Raw genomic sequence first — 17,687 nt, 5'->3', positions numbered from 1 at the left:
AAACTTGGCGGGTTATCGGTCGGCAGAGGGTCCTGGCCGCAGAGATAGCAGGGCACCTGGGGCCCCCTCGGCCCGGGGTGGCACGGCGGCCATTCGGAGCACGGCCGGTGGCCCGGTCCGCGACCCGCACCGGGTGTGAACGAACGACCGCACCCGCTGAGCACGTGGTGCGGGTCTGCCCGGCGGGTGCGGGACGGCGGACCGAACCTCGCAGCGTGCGATTCGTGCCCCTAACTGAACACACACCCACCCCACGCCCGACGAGCACCAGACACACAGGCATCGTCGCAGGTCACAGCCCCGCACCCCGGGAACGGGATGGTTGAAGGCTCAAGTGGGTCACCTAAGGGGCACCCCACCGCTTCTGCCCACCCCAAACAGCGACCAGCGGGGCATGAAGTCCCGCCCAGCGACGGCCCCTTGACGCCGAACCGGGAGCCACTGCCCCATTCAAGTCGTGCGACCTTCGCCCCGGCGCGGGGAGCGGAGCTCCACCTTGGGTGCTGTGACGCCAACCGCCCCGCCGAAGTGCCCCGCAGCCGAACCCTTCAGCTCATCCGGTCCGCAGGAGCAGCGCGGTCACCACGAAACCGCAACCACCACGCGGCAGCAGCCAGCCGGACGAGCCCCCAAGGGCTCGGCCTACGACGCGCAGCGTCGTACATCACTCACACCAACAACCACACAACCCGCCACCGCGCGCAGCGCACCCACCGGCGCACGCCCCCCACCTGTTCGTCGTAGCTGCTTCAGTGTGCCCGGAGGGCGCGAAACGCTCCGCCACCGCCCACCCACCCGAAGCCCACCACCCACCCCGCCTGTGCAGACCCGGTCTGATCAGGCCGGCTTCCCGATCAGCATGGTGGGGGCGCCGGCCACCCGGGTCAGGAAGACCGTGGCCGCGTTCCTGCCCTGGGGCTTCACCTTGCGGCGCACCTCCTCCGGCTCGACCGCGGATCCGCGCTTCTTGACGGTGAGGTTGCCCACCTCGCGCTCGCGGAGGAGCGCCTTCAACTTCTTCATGCCGAAGGGGAGTTCGTCGGTGATCTCGTACGCCGTGGCATAGGGGGTCGCGCGGAGTTCGTCGGCGGTGATGTAGGCGATCGTCTCGTCGATCAGGCCGCCGTCGAGGTCGGCCGCCGCTTCGGCGACCAGGTGGGCGCGGATGACCGCGCCGTCGGGTTCGTAGAGGTAGCGGCCGAGTTTGCGTACGGGGGGATTCGGCAGGCCGCGGCCCGTGAGGGTGGCTCCGGAGGGGAGCAGGGTGGCGCGGCGGAGGCCGGGGGTCGTGGCGTACCAGAGGACCGCTTCCTTGACGTCTCCGCTGTCGGAGATCCACTCCGCTTCCGCCTCGGGCGGGATCATCTCGTGCGGGATGCCGGGCGCGATCTTGAGGGCGGCCCTGGGGGCGCTCCGGGCGGCCGCGGTGGCCCAGGAGAGCGGGGGCGAGTACGCCTCGGGGTCGAAGATGCGCCCGCGGCCGCCGCGGCGGGCGGGGTCGACGAAGACGGCGTCGTAGGGGGCCGTGTCGATCTCCGTGACGTCCGCGCAGACGACCTCGATGAGGTCGGCGAGGTCCAGGGCGTCCGCGTTGGCCCGGGTGACCTGGGCGGTGACGGGGTCGCGGTCCACCGCGAGGACCTTGATGCCGGCCCTGGCGAGCGCGATCGCGTCGCCGCCGATGCCGCAGCAGAGGTCGGCGACGCTGCGTACGCCTTGGGCGGCGAGGCGGCGGGCGCGGTACTCGGCGACGGTGGTGCGGGTGGCCTGCTCGACCCCGTTGGGCGTGAAGAACATCCGGTACGCGTCCGCTTCGCCGAACTTGGGCACTGCCCGCTGGCGGAGTCGTGCCTGCGCGAGGGCGGCGGAGACGAGGGCCGGGGCGTGGGTGCGGCGCAGGCGGGTCGCGTGGGCGAGCTCCTGGGCGGGGTCGTACGCCTTGAGGTCGGCCAGGAGGGCGCGGCCTTCGGTGGTGAGCAGTGCGGAGAAGGTGTCGGGGTCGGTCACCGTCCCATTGTCCGCCAGGACGGGGGGCGGGCCTGCGGTGGCCGCTGCGCGGGCCTGGGGGCGTGGCTCTCGCACAGGCGTGAGCGAGAACTTTCATGGCACTTCCGGTAGTCGAGCTGCCAACCCTTCCCCACCAACAGCCTTTTCTGTCAGGGCCGTTGACACCATCGCCTTGTTTCCGTAACTTCCGTGGCCGTCTGCCGATAGTTTTCGGAGAACTTCCGGAAGGCGTGTCGATCCGGTCTACGAATGCGCGTACAGCCCGTGAGGAGATTCATGGTGAAGCCATGGCAGGACGCCACCCTGCCCGCCCAGGTCCGGGCGGCGGACCTGCTCGCCCGGATGACGAACGAGGAGAAGACCGCGCAGTTGTCCAGCGTCTGGCTGGGAGCCGAGACCGAAGGTGATGACGCCGCCGTAGCCGTCGCGCCGGGTCAGCACGCGTACGCGGCACATAGCGCCGAGCTCGACGCACTGCTGCCCTACGGCCTGGGCCAGCTCACCCGCCCCTTCGGCACGGTGCCCGTGGAGCCCGCCGAAGGCGCGGCCCGTCTCGCGGACCTCCAGCGCGAGATCCGCGCCGGCAACCGCTTCGCCCTTCCCGCGCTCGCCCACGAGGAGTGCCTGACCGGCTTCACCGCCTGGCAGGCCACCGTCTTTCCGACCCCGCTCGCCTGGGGCGCCACCTTCGATCCGGCGCTGATCACCGAGATGGCGCAGGCGATCGGCGCATCGATGCGCGCGGTCGGCATCCACCAGGGGCTCGCCCCGGTCCTGGACGTCGTCAGGGATCCCCGGTGGGGGCGGACGGAGGAGTCGATCGGCGAGGATCCGTACCTGGTGGGCACCATCGGCACGGCGTACGTACGCGGGCTCGAGGCCGCCGGGATCATCGCCACGCTGAAGCACTTCGCCGGGTACTCGGCCTCGCGCGGCGCCCGCAACCACGCACCGGCCCCGCTCGGGCGGCGCGAACTGGCGGACGTGATCCTTCCGCCGTTCGAGATGGCACTGCGCGAGGGCGGCGCCCGCTCCGTGATGGCGGCGTACAACGACATCGACGGTCTGCCCGCCCACGCGCACACCGAACTGCTCACCCAAGTCCTGCGCGAACAATGGCAGTTCACGGGGACGGTCGTCTCCGACTACTTCGGCCTCTCCTTCCTGGAGTCCGCCCACCGCGTCGCCGAATCACCGGAAGCGGCCGGCCGGCTCGCGCTCGCGGCAGGCGTCGACGTCGAACTTCCCGCCGCACGCTGCTTCTCCCTCACCGGCCGCCTGCCGGAGGAGCTGCTCGATCGCGCGGCCCTGCGCGTCCTCACGCAGAAGTGCGAGCTGGGGCTGCTCGACCCCGACGGGGAACCGGCGGCCGGCGACGACGCCCCGATCGACCTGAACCCACCGCACCTGCGGGAGCTGGCCGAGGCGGTGGCGCAGGAGTCGGTCGTGCTGCTCGCCAACGGATCCGGCGTGCTGCCGCTGCCGCCAGGAGCACGGATCGCGGTCGTCGGAGGGCTCGCCGGTGAGCAGGCCGCCATGCTCGGCTGCTACACCTTCCCGCGTCACGTCGGCGTGAACCATCCCGAACTCCCCGCGGGTGTCGAGGTGTTGACGCTTGCCGAGGCGCTGCGGGCGGAACTTCCCGGTGCCGAGTTCATGGCCGACGCGGCGGGCGCCGATGTCGTCCTGGCCGTCGTCGGGGACCGTTCGGGGCTGTTCGGGCGGGGTTCGTCCGGCGAGGGCTGCGACGCGGAGGACCTCGAACTGCCCTACGGGCAGGGGGAGGTGCTGGACGCGGCACTGGCCTGCGGAGTCCCCGTTGTCATCGTCGTCCTCAGCGGACGCCCGTACGCACTGGGCCGCTGGGCCGGACGGGCCGCCGCCGTCGTCCAGGCCTTCTTCCCCGGGCAGGAAGGCGGGGGCGCGGTCGCCGGTGTCCTCTCCGGGCGCGTCGATCCGTCAGGACGGCTCCCGGTCGGAGTGCCGCGCACCCCCGGCGGTCAGCCCGCCCCGTACCTCGCCCCGCCGCTCGGCCGCCACGGAGGCGCCAGCAACGTCGACCCCACCGCCCTCTACCCGTTCGGGCACGGCCTGTCGTACACGACGTTCGCCTGGGACGCCCCCCGGTGCGAGACCCCCGCATTCCCCACGGACGGCGAGACCGCGCTGCTGTTCACCGTCCGCAACACCGGCGACCGCGCCGGCACCGAAGTCGTGCAGCTCTACCTCCACGACCCCGCCGGCACCGTCGCACGCCCCGAGATCCGTCTCATCGGCTACGCCCGCGTCCCGCTGGACGCGGGTGCCTCCGCCGAGGTCCATGCCACCTTCCCGGCAGACCTCGCCGCCTACACCGGGGCCGACGGCCGTCGCGTCGTCGAGCCCGGAGCCCTCGAACTGCGCATCGCCGCCTCCAGCGCCCAGGTCCACCACACCGTGCCGCTCACCCTGACGGGGCCGGTGCGCGAGGTCGGGCATGAGCGCCGGATGCGGTGCGAGATGCGGGTCAAGTAGACGCGCAGCTCGCAGCAGAGGGCAGCACCGCGCAAGGTCAACCGCACGTCCCCGCACCTGAGATGAGGAGACGCATCATGCGCACACCCGCACGCCGTACCCGTATCAGAGCCGCCGGAGCCGCCGTATCGGCGGCCCTGCTGCTCGGCCTCGCCGCCACCCCCGCCGCCCATGCGGGCACGGCGGACGAGACAGGCAAGACGGACCAGGCCCGGCCCACCGAGACGCTGGGCAAGCTGGCCAAGAAGAGCGGCCGCTACTTCGGCGCCGCCGTCGACAACCCGGAGCTCGCCGACACCGCGTACGCCGACCTGCTCGGCAGGGAATTCAACGCCACCACCCCCGGCAACGGCATGAAGTGGTACGCCACCGAACCGCAGCGCGGCGTCTTCGACTTCACCGCGGGCGACGAGATCGTCGACTTCGCCCGCGCCAACGGTCTCAAGGTCCGCGGCCACACGCTGCTGTGGCACAGCCAGCTGCCGGACTGGCTCACCTCGGGCACCTGGACGGCGGACGAACTGCGCTCGATCCTCAAGAACCACATCACGAACGAGGTGAAGCACTACAAGGGCAAGGTCTTCGCCTGGGACGTCGCCAACGAGATCATGAACGAGGACGGCACGTACCGGGAGAACATCTTCTACAAGACGATCGGCCCGGGCTATGTCGCCGACGCCCTGCGCTGGGCCCACGCCGCCGACCCCAAGGTCAAGCTCTACCTGAACGACTACAACGTCGAGGCGATCGGCCCCAAGTCGGACGCGTACTACCAGCTCATCAAGCAGCTCAGGGCGGACCGTGTCCCGATCGACGGCTTCGGCATGCAGGCCCATCTCGCCCTGCAGTACGGCTTCCCGGACCGGATGCCGCAGAACGTCAGGCGCTTCGCCGACCTGGGCGTCGACGTCGCCATCACCGAGCTCGACATCCGCATGATCCTGCCGGCCGACGCGGCCAAGCTCGCGGAGCAGGCCGACTGGTACCGGCAGGTGACCGAGGCCTGTCTGGCGGTACGCCGCTGCGTCGGCATCACGGTGTGGGGCTACTCCGACGCCCACTCCTGGATCCCGGCGGTCTTCCCGGGCGAGGGAGCGGCCCTCCCCTGGGACGAGAACCTCCACCACAAGCCGGCCTACGCGGCGATACGAGCTGCGCTCCAGCAGGCCCACTGATCCCCAGCCCCGCGAACCCCAAGCCGGCCCGCCCCGAAATCAAGCCCGAGCCGACCCAAATCCAAGCCCGCGCCCGCCAAAATCCAAGCCCGTGCCCGCCAAAATCAAGCCCGTCCGGCGATTGAGGACAAAGGGAGCCCAGCCCCTCCGGGGGCTGCCTCCTGGCCGGACATCCACCCCGACCCCCCGGGCAGGATTGGCACTCCGCTTGACCGAGTGCTAACCGTCGTCCTAGTCTCGGACCTGGCACTCCCCACTGGAGAGTGCCAACAGTGCGATTGGTCAGATCCGGCACCCGCGACGACGGATCCACCTGGTCGCCACCCCAGACTGTTAACCCCGTAGATCTCCGAAGGGGGAGACCGGATCGTGACGACCGCCAGTTCCAAGGTTGCCATCAAGCCGCTCGAGGACCGCATTGTGGTCCAGCCGCTCGACGCCGAGCAGACCACGGCCTCTGGCCTGGTCATCCCGGACACCGCCAAGGAGAAGCCCCAGGAGGGCGTCGTCCTGGCCGTGGGCCCGGGCCGCTTCGAGAACGGCGAGCGCCTTCCGCTCGACGTCAAGACCGGCGACGTCGTGCTGTACAGCAAGTACGGCGGCACCGAGGTGAAGTACAACGGCGAGGAGTACCTCGTCCTCTCGGCTCGCGACGTGCTCGCGATCGTCGAGAAGTAATTCACTTCCGCATTTTTTGATCTGCGCCCCTGGCCCCAGCTAGCTGTGAAATTCACCGCGTGCCGGGCGGCAGGGGCGCAGTTCTTTTTTTCGAGAGGACTGACTCAGCTCCATGGCGAAGATCCTGAAGTTCGACGAGGACGCCCGTCGCGCCCTCGAGCGCGGCGTCAACAAGCTTGCCGACACGGTCAAGGTGACGATCGGCCCCAAGGGCCGCAACGTCGTCATCGACAAGAAGTTCGGCGCCCCGACCATCACCAACGACGGCGTCACCATCGCGCGTGAGGTCGAGCTCGACGACCCGTACGAGAACCTTGGCGCCCAGCTCGTGAAGGAGGTGGCGACCAAGACCAACGACATCGCGGGTGACGGTACGACCACCGCCACCGTGCTGGCCCAGGCGCTGGTCCGTGAGGGTCTGCGCAACGTCGCCGCGGGCGCTTCCCCGGCCTCCCTGAAGAAGGGCATCGACGCCGCGGTCAAGGCCGTGTCCGAGCAGCTGCTCGCGACCGCCCGCCCGATCGAGGACAAGTCGGACATCGCCGCTGTCGCCGCGCTCTCCGCGCAGGACAAGCAGGTCGGCGAGCTCATCGCCGAGGCGATGGACAAGGTCGGCAAGGACGGTGTCATCACCGTCGAGGAGTCCAACACCTTCGGCCTGGAGCTGGACTTCACCGAGGGCATGGCCTTCGACAAGGGCTACCTCTCGCCGTACATGGTCACCGACCAGGAGCGTATGGAGGCCGTCCTCGAGGACCCGTACATCCTGATCAACCAGGGCAAGATCTCCTCCATCCAGGACATGCTCCCGCTCCTGGAGAAGGTCATCGCGGCCGGCGGCTCCAAGCCGCTGCTGATCATCGCCGAGGACATCGAGGGCGAGGCGCTCTCCACCCTCGTCGTCAACAAGATCCGCGGCACGTTCAACGCCGTGGCCGTCAAGGCCCCCGGCTTCGGCGACCGCCGCAAGGCGATGCTCGGCGACATGGCCACCCTCACCGGTGCCACGGTCATCGCCGAGGAGGTCGGCCTCAAGCTCGACCAGGCCGGTCTGGACGTGCTGGGCACCGCCCGTCGCGTCACGATCACCAAGGACGACACGGTCATCGTCGACGGTGGCGGCAAGTCCGACGAGGTCGTCGGCCGCGTCAACCAGATCAAGGCCGAGATCGAGTCCACGGACTCGGACTGGGACCGCGAGAAGCTGCAGGAGCGCCTGGCGAAGCTCGCCGGCGGTGTCTGCGTGATCAAGGTCGGCGCCGCGACCGAGGTCGAGCTCAAGGAGAAGAAGCACCGTCTGGAGGACGCCATCTCCGCGACCCGCGCCGCGGTCGAGGAGGGCATCGTCTCCGGTGGTGGCTCCGCGCTCGTCCACGCCGTCAAGGTCCTCGAGGGCAACCTCGGCAAGACCGGCGACGAGGCCACGGGTGTCGCGGTCGTCCGCCGCGCCGCTGTCGAGCCGCTGCGCTGGATCGCCGAGAACGCCGGCCTCGAGGGTTACGTCATCACCTCGAAGGTCGCCGAGCTCGAGGCGGGCCAGGGCTTCAACGCCGCCACCGGCGAGTACGGCGACCTGGTGAAGGCCGGCGTCATCGACCCGGTCAAGGTCACGCGCTCCGCGCTGGAGAACGCCGCCTCCATCGCCTCCCTGCTGCTCACGACCGAGACCCTGGTCGTCGAGAAGCCGGCCGAGGACGAGGGCGACGCCGGTCACGGCGGCCACGGCCACTCGCACTGAGGTCAGTAAGCACGCACCGAAGCCCGGCACCCCTTCTGGGGTGCCGGGCTTCGGCGTTCCTAGGCGGAGTGGCTCAGGGCCGACGGGTGCACCGGGTCCGCGAAGGGGCGCCCGGATGCGTACCGCTCCAGTTCGTCCAGCGCCTGGTCCGTCATGCGGTACAGCTCGTTGCCGAGCGAACCCGCCACGTGCGGGGTGAGCAGGACGTTCGGGAGGTCGTACAACGGGGAAGCGGGGGACGGGAGTTCGGGGTCCGTCACGTCCAGTACGGCGTGCAGGCGGCCCGTGACCAGCTCCTGCAGGAGTGCCGGCTCGTCGATCAGCGAGCCGCGTGCCGTGTTGATCAGCGTCGCTCCTGCGCGCATCAGCGCCAGTTGGCGGCTGCCGATCATGTGGTGGGTCGCGGGGAGCTGGGGGGCGTGGACCGAGACGACGTCGCTGCGCGTGCAGAGTGCGTCCAGGGTGACCGACTCCGCGCCCAGGCGGGCCGCTTCGGCGGGCGTGACGTACGGGTCGTAGAGCAGGACCCGGAGGTCGAAGGGGGCCAGGAGCTCGATGACGCGGCGGCCTATGCGGGAGGCGCCGACGATTCCCACCGTACGGAGGTAATTGCCCGCGCCGCCCATCTCCTGGTGCCAGTCGTGGCCGCCGCGGGTTTCCCGGTAGACGTGCGCGGAGTGCAGGACGCGTTTGCCCGCGAGAAGGATCGTGGCGAGCGTGTACTCGGCCACCGGGAGGGCGTTGGCGCCGGCCGCCGACGAGACGCTCAGGCCGCGCTCCCAGCAGGCTTCGGTGATGTGGTGCTTGACCGAGCCCGCCGCGTGCACGACCGCCTTCAACCGCGGTGCGGCGGCGAGGACTTGAGGAGTGAGGGGCGTGGCGCCCCAGCAGGTGAAGAGGACTTCCGCCTCCGCGAGGGCTGCCGCGATCCGTGGGGTGGGGTGCGCCAGGTCGTGGGCCACGAGCGTCGTGTCCGTACGGGTGAGGGCCGCGAGCCTGGTGTGGTGGCGCGGCTCCAGCAGGCGCTCGGCGATGCCCGGGCCCATCGCGAGCAGGAGCGAGGGGCGATTGTCAGTGGCGGGGTGCATGGTGGTGAGTGGCTCCCTTGGGGCTCTTGCTGCTGCTACTTGACGCTGCCGGCGGTCAGTCCGGCCTTCCAGTGCCGCTGCAGGGAGACGAACGCGACGATGAGGGGGATGACGGCGAGGAGGGACCCGGTGACGACGAGCGGGTAGAAGCTGGGCTCGCTGTGGGTGTTGGTGTTCCAGGAGTACAGACCCAGGCTCAGCGGGAAGAGCTTACGGTCCGAGAGCATCACCAGGGGGAGGAAGAAGTTGTTCCAGATCGCGGTGAACTGGAAGAGGAAGACGGTCACGAAGCCCGGCATCATCATGGGCAGACCGATGGAGAAGAAGGTGCGCAGCTCGCCCGCTCCGTCGATACGGGCGGCTTCGAGCGCCTCGTTGGGGATATAGCCGGAGGCGAAGACCCGGGAGAGGTAGACGCCGAAGGGGTTGACCAGGACCGGGATCAGCACCGACCAGTAGGTGTTGACGATGCCTATCTTGCTGGCCAGCAGGTACATGGGGAGGGCCAGCGCGGTGGTGGGGACCAGGACGCCCAGCAGGACCAGGCCGAAGAGCTTTTCCTTGCCGCGGAACTCGTACTTGTCGAAGGCGTAGCCGGCGGCGACACAGATGAGGGAGCAGACGGCGGCGCCGACTCCCGCGTACAGCAGGCTGTTTCCGTACCAGCGGAAGTAGACGCCGTCTCCGTAGGAGGCGATGTCGGAGAGGTTCTGGCCGAGGTCGAAGCCCTTGAAGGAGAACGTGTCGCCGCCGAGGAGGGATCCGGTGTCCTTGGTGGCTGCGGTGACCAGCCAGACGAGGGGGAAGAGCATGTAGAGGACGGCTAGGAGCAGGGCTCCGTTGACCGCTGCCTTCGACAGCCAGGGGTTCTTCCTGGACGTGGGGTCGGTGGAGGCGCTCATGCGGTCCTGCCCTTCCGGCCGGTGAGGCGGGTGACGACGAAGGACAGCAGTGCGGCGGCGAGTGCGAGGAGCACGGAGGCTGCGGCGGCTAGTCCGAAGTCGTTGCGGGAGAAGGCCGCGGTGTAGGCGTACATATTGGGCGTCCAGGAGGAGGTGACGGCCGACCCCGAGCCGGTGTTGATGATCAGAGGCTCCGTGAACAGCTGCAGCGAGCCGATGCAGGTGAACATCACGACCATCAGCACCGAGGCGCGGATCAGCGGGAGTTTGATGCTGAACGCGGTGCGCCAGCCGCCCGCCCCGTCCACGGTGGCCGCTTCGAGCACGGAGCGGTCGATGGCCTGCAGGGCGGCGTAGAAGATCACCATGTTGTAGCCGAGCCACTCCCACAGCGCGATGTTCACGATGGAGGGCAGCGCGCCGCCGGGGGAGAAGAAGTCGAAGCCGATGCCGCCGGAATGCATCGCCGAGACCACCGGGCTCAGCCCCGGCGTGTAGAGGTACAACCAGAGCATCGCGGCGATGATGCCGGGCACGGCGTGCGGCAGGAAGAGCGCGAGCTGGAAGAAGCGCTTGGCGCGGGCGAGCGCCGAGTCGAGCAGCAGGGCCAGCGCGAGGGCTCCGCCGACCATCAGCGGGATGTAGAAGACGCAGTAGCCGAGGAGTACGAGGAAGCCGTCGCGGAAGACCCGGTCACCCAGCGCCGCCGTGTAGTTGCCGAGGCCGGTGAAGACGGTCTCGGATCCGCCGAAGCCGAGCCCCGACTGCTGTTCGGTGAAGAGGCTGAGCCAGACCGCGTATCCGATCGGGATCAGCATCACCGCGGTGAACAGCACGAAGAACGGGGTCAGCAGGGTCGCGGCGGCGCGGGTGCGGGCTTTCATCAGGGTCAGTCCTCGACCTTCAGGCCGCGCTTGGTGAGCTCCGCGACGGTCGCCTCATGGGCGGCCTTGATCGCACCGGGGATGGTGGCGCCACCGCCGGCGACCTTGCCGAACTGGTCCTTGAGCGTGGTGTTGGTGGTGCCGGTCGCAGGCCCCCAGGTCCAGCCCTGCTGGATGGAGGTGCCGCCGTCCTCGAAGACCTGGTAGATGTCCTGGCCGCCGTAGAAGGCGGTGTCGAAGGCCTTCTTCGCCGCCGGGCGCAGGGCGAGCGCCGCCGGGAAGGCGCTCGAAGTGCCGGAGGAGATACGGGCCTTGATGCCGTCCTCGGTGGTGGTCATCCACTTGGCGAACGCGGTGGCCGCCTCGGCCTTCTTGCTGTTCTTCGGCACGGCGAAGGTGGTGCCGCCGAGCATGCCGCTGGCGGGCTTTCCGTCCCAGGTGGGGATCGGGGCGACCGCCCACTTGCCGCTCTGCTCGGGCAGCGTCGACTTCATGACGCCGCCTCCCCAGGAGGCGCCGAGGTAGCCGATGGTGCCGCCGGTCTTCAGGGAGTTGGTCCAGGCGGGGGAGAAGGAGGCGTCCGAGCGGACCAGGCCGTCCTTGACCAGGCCCTGCCAGTAGTCGGCGACCTTGGTGGTGGCGGCGTCGGTGGTATTCACCTTCCAGGTGTCGCCGTCGGCCTTGAACCACTGGGCGCCGGCCTGCCAGACCATGGCCTGGAAGGTGGTCGGGTCGTCGGGGAAGAAGGTGCCGATACGGGCCTTGGAGTCGGCCTTCTTGACCTTCCCGGCGGCGGCCTTGAACTCGTCCCAGGTCTTGGGGACTTCGACGTGGTACTTCGCGAACAGGTCCTTGCGGTAGAAGAAGGCCTGCGGTGCGGCGTCGAAGGGGACGGCCCAGTTCTTGCCGCCGAGCGTCGTCTGCTCGATCGCCTGCGGCAGGAACTTCGCCTTGATGTCGGACGTCAGGTACGTGCTGATGTCCTGGAAGCCACCCTGGCTGACGTACTCGGGGAGCTGCGGGTACTCGACGGAGACCAGGTCGGGAGCGTTGCCCGCCTTGATCGCGTTGGAGATCTTGGCGTAGCCGCCGGCGTTGCCGGACGGTGTCTCCTCGAAGTTGACGTGGATGTTCTTCTGCGAGGCGTTGTACGCGTCCACGACCTCCTTGGTGCCCTTGGCCCAGCCCCAGAAGGTGATGTTCACGGGTTTGGCGGCGGTGCCCGTGCCACCGCCGTCCGAGGAGTCGTCGCCGCTGCCGCCGCAGGCCGTGAGGACGGCGAGGGCGGTGGCGGCACCGGCTATGGAAAGAGTTGTTCTGCTCCAACTGCGGTTCACAGCGAGGCTCCTGAACTAGCGGCGACATTGGCGTTGGGCGAGATCCTTGGCCCAGCCATGTCCGAAGTCAAGAGCGAAAGATTGATTGATCGAAAAAAGATCAGAAAGTTATCGAGTGGTCGAGGACCGAACACGCAGCCTCGGGAGCAGCGCGAGATGCTGTCCCGGCTCGTCGTCGTCCTGCAGGGGTCCGAGCCTGCTGACCAGCAACTCCGTTGCGTAGCGCCCGATTTGACGCTTGGGCGGGGCGACCGCGGTGAGCGGGATGTCGCCCAGGGCGGCCACCTCGTCGTCGTACGCGATCAGGGCCAGATCCTCCGGAACCCGCACCCCCAGCTCGGCCAGGCGCTGGACCAGATGGATCGCATCGACGTCGTTGTGCACCAGCGCGGCCGTGACCCCGCCGGAGACCACCGCCTTGTGCACCTCCGCCATCGCCTCCTCGAAGCGGGCCGGATCGTGCTCGGCGCCGGAGGTCCCGATCATCGGCGGGGCATCGCTCAGCCCCAGCGTGGCCAGCGCGTCCTCGTACCCCGACCGCACCGCGAGGGCGGTCGGGCTGTCGGAGCGGGCGACGAGCAGCGGGGTCCCGTGGCCCAGGCCGACCAGGTGGCGTACGGCCAGCAGTACTCCGTGCCGGTGGTCCGAGCAGACCCGGTCCAGGTCGTCGAGGGGCGAGCCCGGCGCGGGCGTGCGCTCCAGGAGCACGGCGGGCACCGGCAGTCGGGCCATCCAGTCGCCGTACGCGGCCTGGTCATCGGCGCCCCGCCAGGCCGGGGCGATCAGCAGCCCGTCGGCGCCGGCGGCGAGCAGCCCCTCGGCGCGCGCCTTGTCCTCCTCGGGGCGGTAGTCGGAGATCCGCAGGACGAGCCGGGCCCCGGCGCGGGCCGCGGCCTCGTGCGCACCGCGGATGACCTCGGCGAAGTAGTACGTCGCCGAGGGGGCGATCAGCCCGATGACCGGCCCGTTGCCGGGGCCGGACGCGCCGGCGGCCGGCCCGTTCTCCGGCCAGGAGACCGACCCGTGGACCCGGTCGAGCAGCCCGCGCTCGGCCAGCGTCTCGACGTCACGGCGAACCGTGACGGGTGAGACCCCCAGTTGGCCTGCGAGATCCGAGACGCGGGCCGAGCCGCGCTCCCGTACCAGGGCCAGAAGTCGGTCGTGACGTTCAGCAGCACTCTCGCGCACGGCGGCAGTCCCCTTGTAAATCGCGATGTGGTGGCTCGGCTGTCCCGACCCTAATGCAGTTTGATCGATTGGCGAAAGTTTCGATCATTCGTTACTTCGCCATTGACGTTCGATCAATCCACGGTTCAGGATTCCGGGCGACGCCGAAGTCCGCCTCCAGGGGAGCATCATGCCCACGCCGCGCACGTACGCGGGCATGCCCCGAGCCGAATCAGGGGAATCATGAGACGCCGTACGCACACCGCCCTCGCGACCGCCGCCCTCACCACCCTCGCGGCCACCGCACTCGCCGCCCCCGCCCAGGCCGCCCCGCGCCACCAGGGCAGCACCTTCTACGTCGACTGCGCACGCGCCACCCCCGGCGACGGAACCCCCGGCCACCCCTGGACCGCACTCGCCGACGCGAACGCCCACACCTTCGGCCCCGGCGACCGGCTCCTCTTCCACCGCGGCTCCACCTGTACGGGCACGCTCACACCCCAGGGAGCAGGCTCGGCCGAAGCCCCCGTGACGATCTCCGACTACGGCAGCCGCACCGCACCCCGCGCCGTGCTCGACGGCGCCGGCGCACACGACGTCATCCTCCTGGCCAACACCGAGCACTACCGCGTCGCGAACCTGGAGCTGACCAACGCCGCCGCCCCCGGCACCGAGCGCAACGCCATCCGCCTGCGCCTCACCGACTACGGGACGGCGCACGGCTTCCAGCTCGACCACCTCTACATCCACGACGTGCGCGGCGGCGACTTCAAGACCCTCACCGGCTCCAGCGCGATCCACATCGCTGTCGAGGGCAGGACCGCACCCAGCAACTACGACGGCCTGAACATCCACCACAACCTCATCGAGAACGTCGACCGCGAGGGCATCTACTTCAAGTCGACGTACTCCAAGCGCGACCTGGTCGGCAACCAGCAGGACCCCAACGCCTTCCCCGGCGCCTGGACCCCCTCGACGAACGTCCGCGTCTCGCACAACACTCTGCGCTCCATCGGCGGCGACGGCATGAAGCTGGACACCACCGCGGGCGCCCGCGTCGACCACAACAGGGTCGACGGCTTCCAGCTGCGCTCGCCCTCCGCCAACGCGGGCATCTGGACCTTCAACACCGATGACACGACGGTCGAGTACAACGAGGTCTCGGGCGGCGGCAACACCCACGACGGGATGTCCTTCGACGCCGACGGCGCATCGCAGCGCACGGTCTTCCAGTACAACTACAGCCACGACAACAAGGGCGGCTTCCTGCTGGTCTGCCCGTACAGCGGCGCCAGGACCGTCGACACGGTCGCCCGCTACAACGTCAGCCGCAACGACGGCGAGCGCCTGCTGCAGAACTGCTGGGGCCCCATCCTCAACACCCAGGTCTACAACAACACCTTCTACAACAAGGAGGTCATCCCCAAGAACCTGGTGCAGGACGACAACAGCAACCCCGCGGCCACCGTCCACGAGCAGCACATCACCAACAACATCTTCGTGAGCGAAGGCACCGGCGGCTACGGCTTCACCAGCCCGACCCCCGGCCTCGCCTTCGACCACAACGCCTTCTACGGCATCGCGATGACCCGCCCCAATCCGGGCGGCATCACCACCGACCCGCTGCTGCGCAGCGACTTCAGGCTCGGCGCGGGCTCACCCGCCCTCGCCGCGGGCGCCGTCGTCGAGAACAACGGCGGCAAGGACTACTTCGGCCAACCGCTGAAGCCGGGCGCGCCCAACCTCGGCGCATACGCGGGCCGCGGTATCGAGCAGTAGCCCCGACACCCCTCCTGCGACACCCCTACTGCGGCCCGTACTTGCGGCCTGTCTTGGAGGTGATCCCTCCGAGCAGGCCGCGAGGCGCCAGCTTCACCGCACCCATCAGAACCTTGTAGCGCGGGTCGGGGACGGACAGCGACTTGCCGCGCGCCAGATCGGCGAGCGCGGCATTCACCAGCTTGTCGGCGTCCAGCCACATCCATCCCGGGATGTTGTCCGTGCCCATCCCGGCCCGCTCATGGAATTCGGTCCGTACGAAGCCGGGGCAGAGCGCCATCAGCCGCACCCCGCTCCCCACCAGGTCCCTGGCCACGCCCTGCGTGAACTGCACGACCCACGCCTTGGACGCCCCGTAGGTCCCGCGCGGCACAAAGGCGGCGACGGACGCGACGTTCACCACGCCACCGCGCCCGCGCTCCCGCATCCCCGCGACGGCCGCCGAGGTGAGTCGCAGCACGGCCTCGCAGTGCACCTTCAGCATGGTCAGCTCATCAGCCATCGACACTTCCAGGAAGCGCCCCTTGTTGCCGAACCCGGCATTGTTGACCAGCAGGTCGACGGGGGCCCGCCGGTCGCCGAGCCGCCGCTCGACGGAGGCGATCCCGCCCTCCTCGGAGAGGTCGGCGGCCAGCACCTCGACCTCGACCCCGTGACGGTCGTGGAGTTCGGTGGCGGCGTCCTGCAGCCGCGAGGAATCCCGCGCCACCAGCACCAGGTCGTGCCCGTCCTTGGCCAGCCGCCGCGCAAAGGCGGCCCCGATTCCCGCGGTGGCACCAGTGATCATTGCAGTCGTCATACGGGGAACGTTAGTGCCCCGTATGCCCGCCGACCGCCCCCGCCTTCTGCCCCTTCTCCACGACCACGAACTGCCCCATCATCCCGTGGTCCTCATGGTCCAGCAGATGGCAGTGGAACATGTACGGATGATCGGGATCGGCGGGCCCGTCGAACCGCAGGGCGATCTTCACCGTCGCCCCGAGCGGCATCGCGATGGTGTCCTTCGGCCCGCGCAGCGCGGCCTCCGGCGGCTTCCCGTCGACACTCAGCACCCTGAACTGCACATCGTGGACATGGAAGTTGTGGGTCATGTCGCCCCCGTTGTGCAGGGTCCACACCTCGGTGGTCCCCCGCGTGACGGTCTCGTCGACCCGCCCCATGTCCATCTTCTTGCCGTTGATCCCGGACCGCTTCAGCTCGAAGTACCGTCCGCGCACCGCGTCCTTCGCGGCGGGCAGCTCCGAGGCGACCAGCCGCGTCGGCAGCGCGGGCGAGTCCCGCAGCGTCTTCGCCGCCCTCAACTGCAGTACGTCAAAAGAGTCGTCGCCCCCGTTGAACCGCTTCTCCCACGCGCCGCCCTCCTGCCACGGAGAGCTCCGCAGCACGGTCCGCTCCCCGGCCTTCATCTCCACCACGATCTCGGCGCGCTCCCCGGGCGACAGCTGGATCCGCTTCATCCCGGCCGGCTGTTCGAGCAGCCCGCCGTCGGTCCCCACCAGCGAGAACTGCCGGCTGTCGTCGAAGCCGAACGTATAGATCCGCGCGGTCGACGCATTCAGCAGCCGCAGCCGCACCAGTCGGTCGCCGACCTCCTTGTACGGATCGAGCGTTCCGTTGACCATCGTCTGCTTGCCCAGGAACCCCACGTTCCGCAGGAACTGGTGCCCATGGTCGAGCTTGGCGCCGTCGAAGTTCACGTCCTGCACGATGACCGGCAGATCATCGACCCCGTACCGCTTGGGCAGAGCGAGCTGCGCGCTCTTCGCATCGTCGATCAGGAACATCCCGGCCAGGCCGCGCGCCACGTGCTGCTCGGTCTCCCCGTGCGGATGCGGGTGGTACCAGAGCGTCGCGGCGGGCTGGTCGATCTTCCAGTACGGATTCCAGCGCGCCCCCGGGGCCACCGCCTGGTGCGGCCCGCCGTCCATCACGGCGGGCAGATGCATCCCGTGCCAGTGCACGCTCGACGCCTCGTCGAGCGAGTTCCGCACGCGCACCTCGACCTTCTCGCCGCGCGCGGCCCGCAGCGTCGGCCCGAGGTAACTCCCGTTGAATCCCCAGGTCGGTGTCTTCTTGCCGTCCTTGAACTCCGTCTCCCCGGCCTGCATCCGCAGATCGAAGACCCGCGTCCCGTCCTTGCGCACGGTCGACTCGGCCAGCGGAGGCACCTTCATCTCGTGGTCGAAGCGCACTTTCCCCACCGTGCTGATGTCCGCCCCGGTCCACAGCCAGGTGAAACCGCCGCCGACCACGACGGCGAGCACTCCCACCACCGAGGCCAGCACGATCAGCACACGTCGGAAACGGCTCCGCCCCCTGGTCTTCTTCATGTCGACCACACTGCCGCAGAGCACTTGAGCGGGCATCGGGTACAGCCCTGACCGATCCCGGACGTGCCCCCGACCCACCCCTGACCCC

The 17,687-nt window shown here is 69.5% G+C and carries 13 protein-coding genes; 5 read left to right on the top strand and 8 right to left on the bottom strand.

All coding sequences use genetic code 11. The features are described 5' to 3' along the window. Positions 1 to 837: 837 nt before the first annotated feature. The gene (locus tag AB0H78_RS11540; RefSeq protein WP_363234063.1) at positions 838 to 2,007 is read right to left on the bottom strand and encodes a methyltransferase domain-containing protein; all 1,170 of its coding nucleotides are present in this window, start codon (positions 2,005 to 2,007) and stop codon (positions 838 to 840) included. Between the two features lie 276 nt (positions 2,008 to 2,283). On the opposite strand from AB0H78_RS11540, the gene AB0H78_RS11535 reads away from it, so the two are divergent. The 4 genes from AB0H78_RS11535 (at position 2,284) to groL (ending at position 8,112) form a co-directional block, all read left to right on the top strand. Continuing rightward, complete coding sequence (locus tag AB0H78_RS11535; protein ID WP_363234062.1) at positions 2,284 to 4,521, top strand: glycoside hydrolase family 3 N-terminal domain-containing protein; 2,238 nt, start codon at positions 2,284 to 2,286, stop codon at positions 4,519 to 4,521. 77 nt (positions 4,522 to 4,598) lie between these two features. Further along, the gene (locus AB0H78_RS11530) at positions 4,599 to 5,696 is read left to right on the top strand and encodes an endo-1,4-beta-xylanase (RefSeq protein WP_363234061.1); all 1,098 of its coding nucleotides are present in this window, start codon (positions 4,599 to 4,601) and stop codon (positions 5,694 to 5,696) included. Between the two features lie 369 nt (positions 5,697 to 6,065). Beyond that, positions 6,066 to 6,374, top strand: a complete 309-nt coding sequence (gene groES / locus AB0H78_RS11525) for a co-chaperone GroES (RefSeq protein ID WP_266486653.1) — start codon at positions 6,066 to 6,068, stop codon at positions 6,372 to 6,374. Between the two features lie 112 nt (positions 6,375 to 6,486). Beyond that, positions 6,487 to 8,112, top strand: a complete 1,626-nt coding sequence (gene groL / locus AB0H78_RS11520) for a chaperonin GroEL (RefSeq protein ID WP_363234060.1) — start codon at positions 6,487 to 6,489, stop codon at positions 8,110 to 8,112. Between the two features lie 59 nt (positions 8,113 to 8,171). Here groL and AB0H78_RS11515 read toward each other — a convergent pair whose 3' ends face one another. The 5 genes from AB0H78_RS11515 to AB0H78_RS11495 all read right to left on the bottom strand — a co-directional run bounded on the left by AB0H78_RS11515 (position 8,172) and on the right by AB0H78_RS11495 (position 13,511). Next, complete coding sequence (locus tag AB0H78_RS11515) at positions 8,172 to 9,200, bottom strand: hydroxyacid dehydrogenase (protein ID WP_363234059.1); 1,029 nt, start codon at positions 9,198 to 9,200, stop codon at positions 8,172 to 8,174. A gap of 35 nt (positions 9,201 to 9,235) precedes the next feature. Then, on the bottom strand, positions 9,236 to 10,102 hold the full coding sequence (locus AB0H78_RS11510; protein ID WP_363234058.1) for a carbohydrate ABC transporter permease: 867 nt from the start codon (positions 10,100 to 10,102) through the stop codon (positions 9,236 to 9,238). Beyond that, positions 10,099 to 10,986 carry a sugar ABC transporter permease gene (locus tag AB0H78_RS11505; RefSeq protein WP_363234057.1) on the bottom strand — a complete coding sequence of 296 codons (888 nt, stop codon included), beginning with the start codon at positions 10,984 to 10,986 and terminating at the stop codon, positions 10,099 to 10,101. Before AB0H78_RS11505 ends, AB0H78_RS11510 begins: the two co-directional genes overlap by 4 nt. Before the next feature lie 5 nt (positions 10,987 to 10,991). Next, a complete protein-coding gene (locus AB0H78_RS11500; RefSeq protein WP_363234056.1) occupies positions 10,992 to 12,323 on the bottom strand; it encodes a sugar ABC transporter substrate-binding protein in 1,332 nt (443 codons plus the stop codon). 108 nt (positions 12,324 to 12,431) lie between these two features. Then, positions 12,432 to 13,511 (bottom strand): substrate-binding domain-containing protein, encoded by a 1,080-nt coding sequence (locus tag AB0H78_RS11495; protein WP_363234055.1) that lies wholly within the window; start codon positions 13,509 to 13,511, stop codon positions 12,432 to 12,434. A gap of 222 nt (positions 13,512 to 13,733) precedes the next feature. Here AB0H78_RS11495 and AB0H78_RS11490 point away from each other — a divergent pair, with 222 nt between their 5' ends. After that, positions 13,734 to 15,269, top strand: a complete 1,536-nt coding sequence (locus tag AB0H78_RS11490) for a right-handed parallel beta-helix repeat-containing protein (protein WP_363234054.1) — start codon at positions 13,734 to 13,736, stop codon at positions 15,267 to 15,269. A gap of 25 nt (positions 15,270 to 15,294) precedes the next feature. Here the strand turns inward: AB0H78_RS11490 and AB0H78_RS11485 are convergent, their stop codons facing one another. Both AB0H78_RS11485 and AB0H78_RS11480 read right to left on the bottom strand, forming a co-directional pair. Beyond that, on the bottom strand, positions 15,295 to 16,068 hold the full coding sequence (locus AB0H78_RS11485) for an SDR family oxidoreductase (RefSeq protein ID WP_363234053.1): 774 nt from the start codon (positions 16,066 to 16,068) through the stop codon (positions 15,295 to 15,297). Between the two features lie 10 nt (positions 16,069 to 16,078). Beyond that, on the bottom strand, positions 16,079 to 17,599 hold the full coding sequence (locus tag AB0H78_RS11480; protein ID WP_363234052.1) for a multicopper oxidase domain-containing protein: 1,521 nt from the start codon (positions 17,597 to 17,599) through the stop codon (positions 16,079 to 16,081). Between the last annotated feature and the right edge of the window lie 88 nt (positions 17,600 to 17,687).

Source organism: Streptomyces sp. NPDC050738 (genome assembly GCF_040654175.1).
Taxonomy (GTDB): domain Bacteria; phylum Actinomycetota; class Actinomycetes; order Streptomycetales; family Streptomycetaceae; genus Streptomyces.
Note: the sequence above shows the minus strand (reverse complement) of the source record. Positions and strands in the feature narration are given on the sequence as shown.

What these genes read in the sequence shown, in the direction of transcription:
- AB0H78_RS11535 (WP_363234062.1), top strand. Translation starts at nt 2,284, where the DNA reads ATGGTGAAGCCATGGCAGGACGCCACCCTGCCCGCCCAGGTCCGGGCG.
- AB0H78_RS11530 (WP_363234061.1), top strand. Translation starts at nt 4,599, where the DNA reads ATGCGCACACCCGCACGCCGTACCCGTATCAGAGCCGCCGGAGCCGCC.
- groL (WP_363234060.1), top strand. Translation starts at nt 6,487, where the DNA reads ATGGCGAAGATCCTGAAGTTCGACGAGGACGCCCGTCGCGCCCTCGAG.
- AB0H78_RS11515 (WP_363234059.1), bottom strand. Translation starts at nt 9,200, where the DNA reads ATGCACCCCGCCACTGACAATCGCCCCTCGCTCCTGCTCGCGATGGGC.
- AB0H78_RS11510 (WP_363234058.1), bottom strand. Translation starts at nt 10,102, where the DNA reads ATGAGCGCCTCCACCGACCCCACGTCCAGGAAGAACCCCTGGCTGTCG.
- AB0H78_RS11505 (WP_363234057.1), bottom strand. Translation starts at nt 10,986, where the DNA reads ATGAAAGCCCGCACCCGCGCCGCCGCGACCCTGCTGACCCCGTTCTTC.
- AB0H78_RS11490 (WP_363234054.1), top strand. Translation starts at nt 13,734, where the DNA reads ATGAGACGCCGTACGCACACCGCCCTCGCGACCGCCGCCCTCACCACC.
- AB0H78_RS11485 (WP_363234053.1), bottom strand. Translation starts at nt 16,068, where the DNA reads ATGACGACTGCAATGATCACTGGTGCCACCGCGGGAATCGGGGCCGCC.
- AB0H78_RS11480 (WP_363234052.1), bottom strand. Translation starts at nt 17,599, where the DNA reads ATGAAGAAGACCAGGGGGCGGAGCCGTTTCCGACGTGTGCTGATCGTG.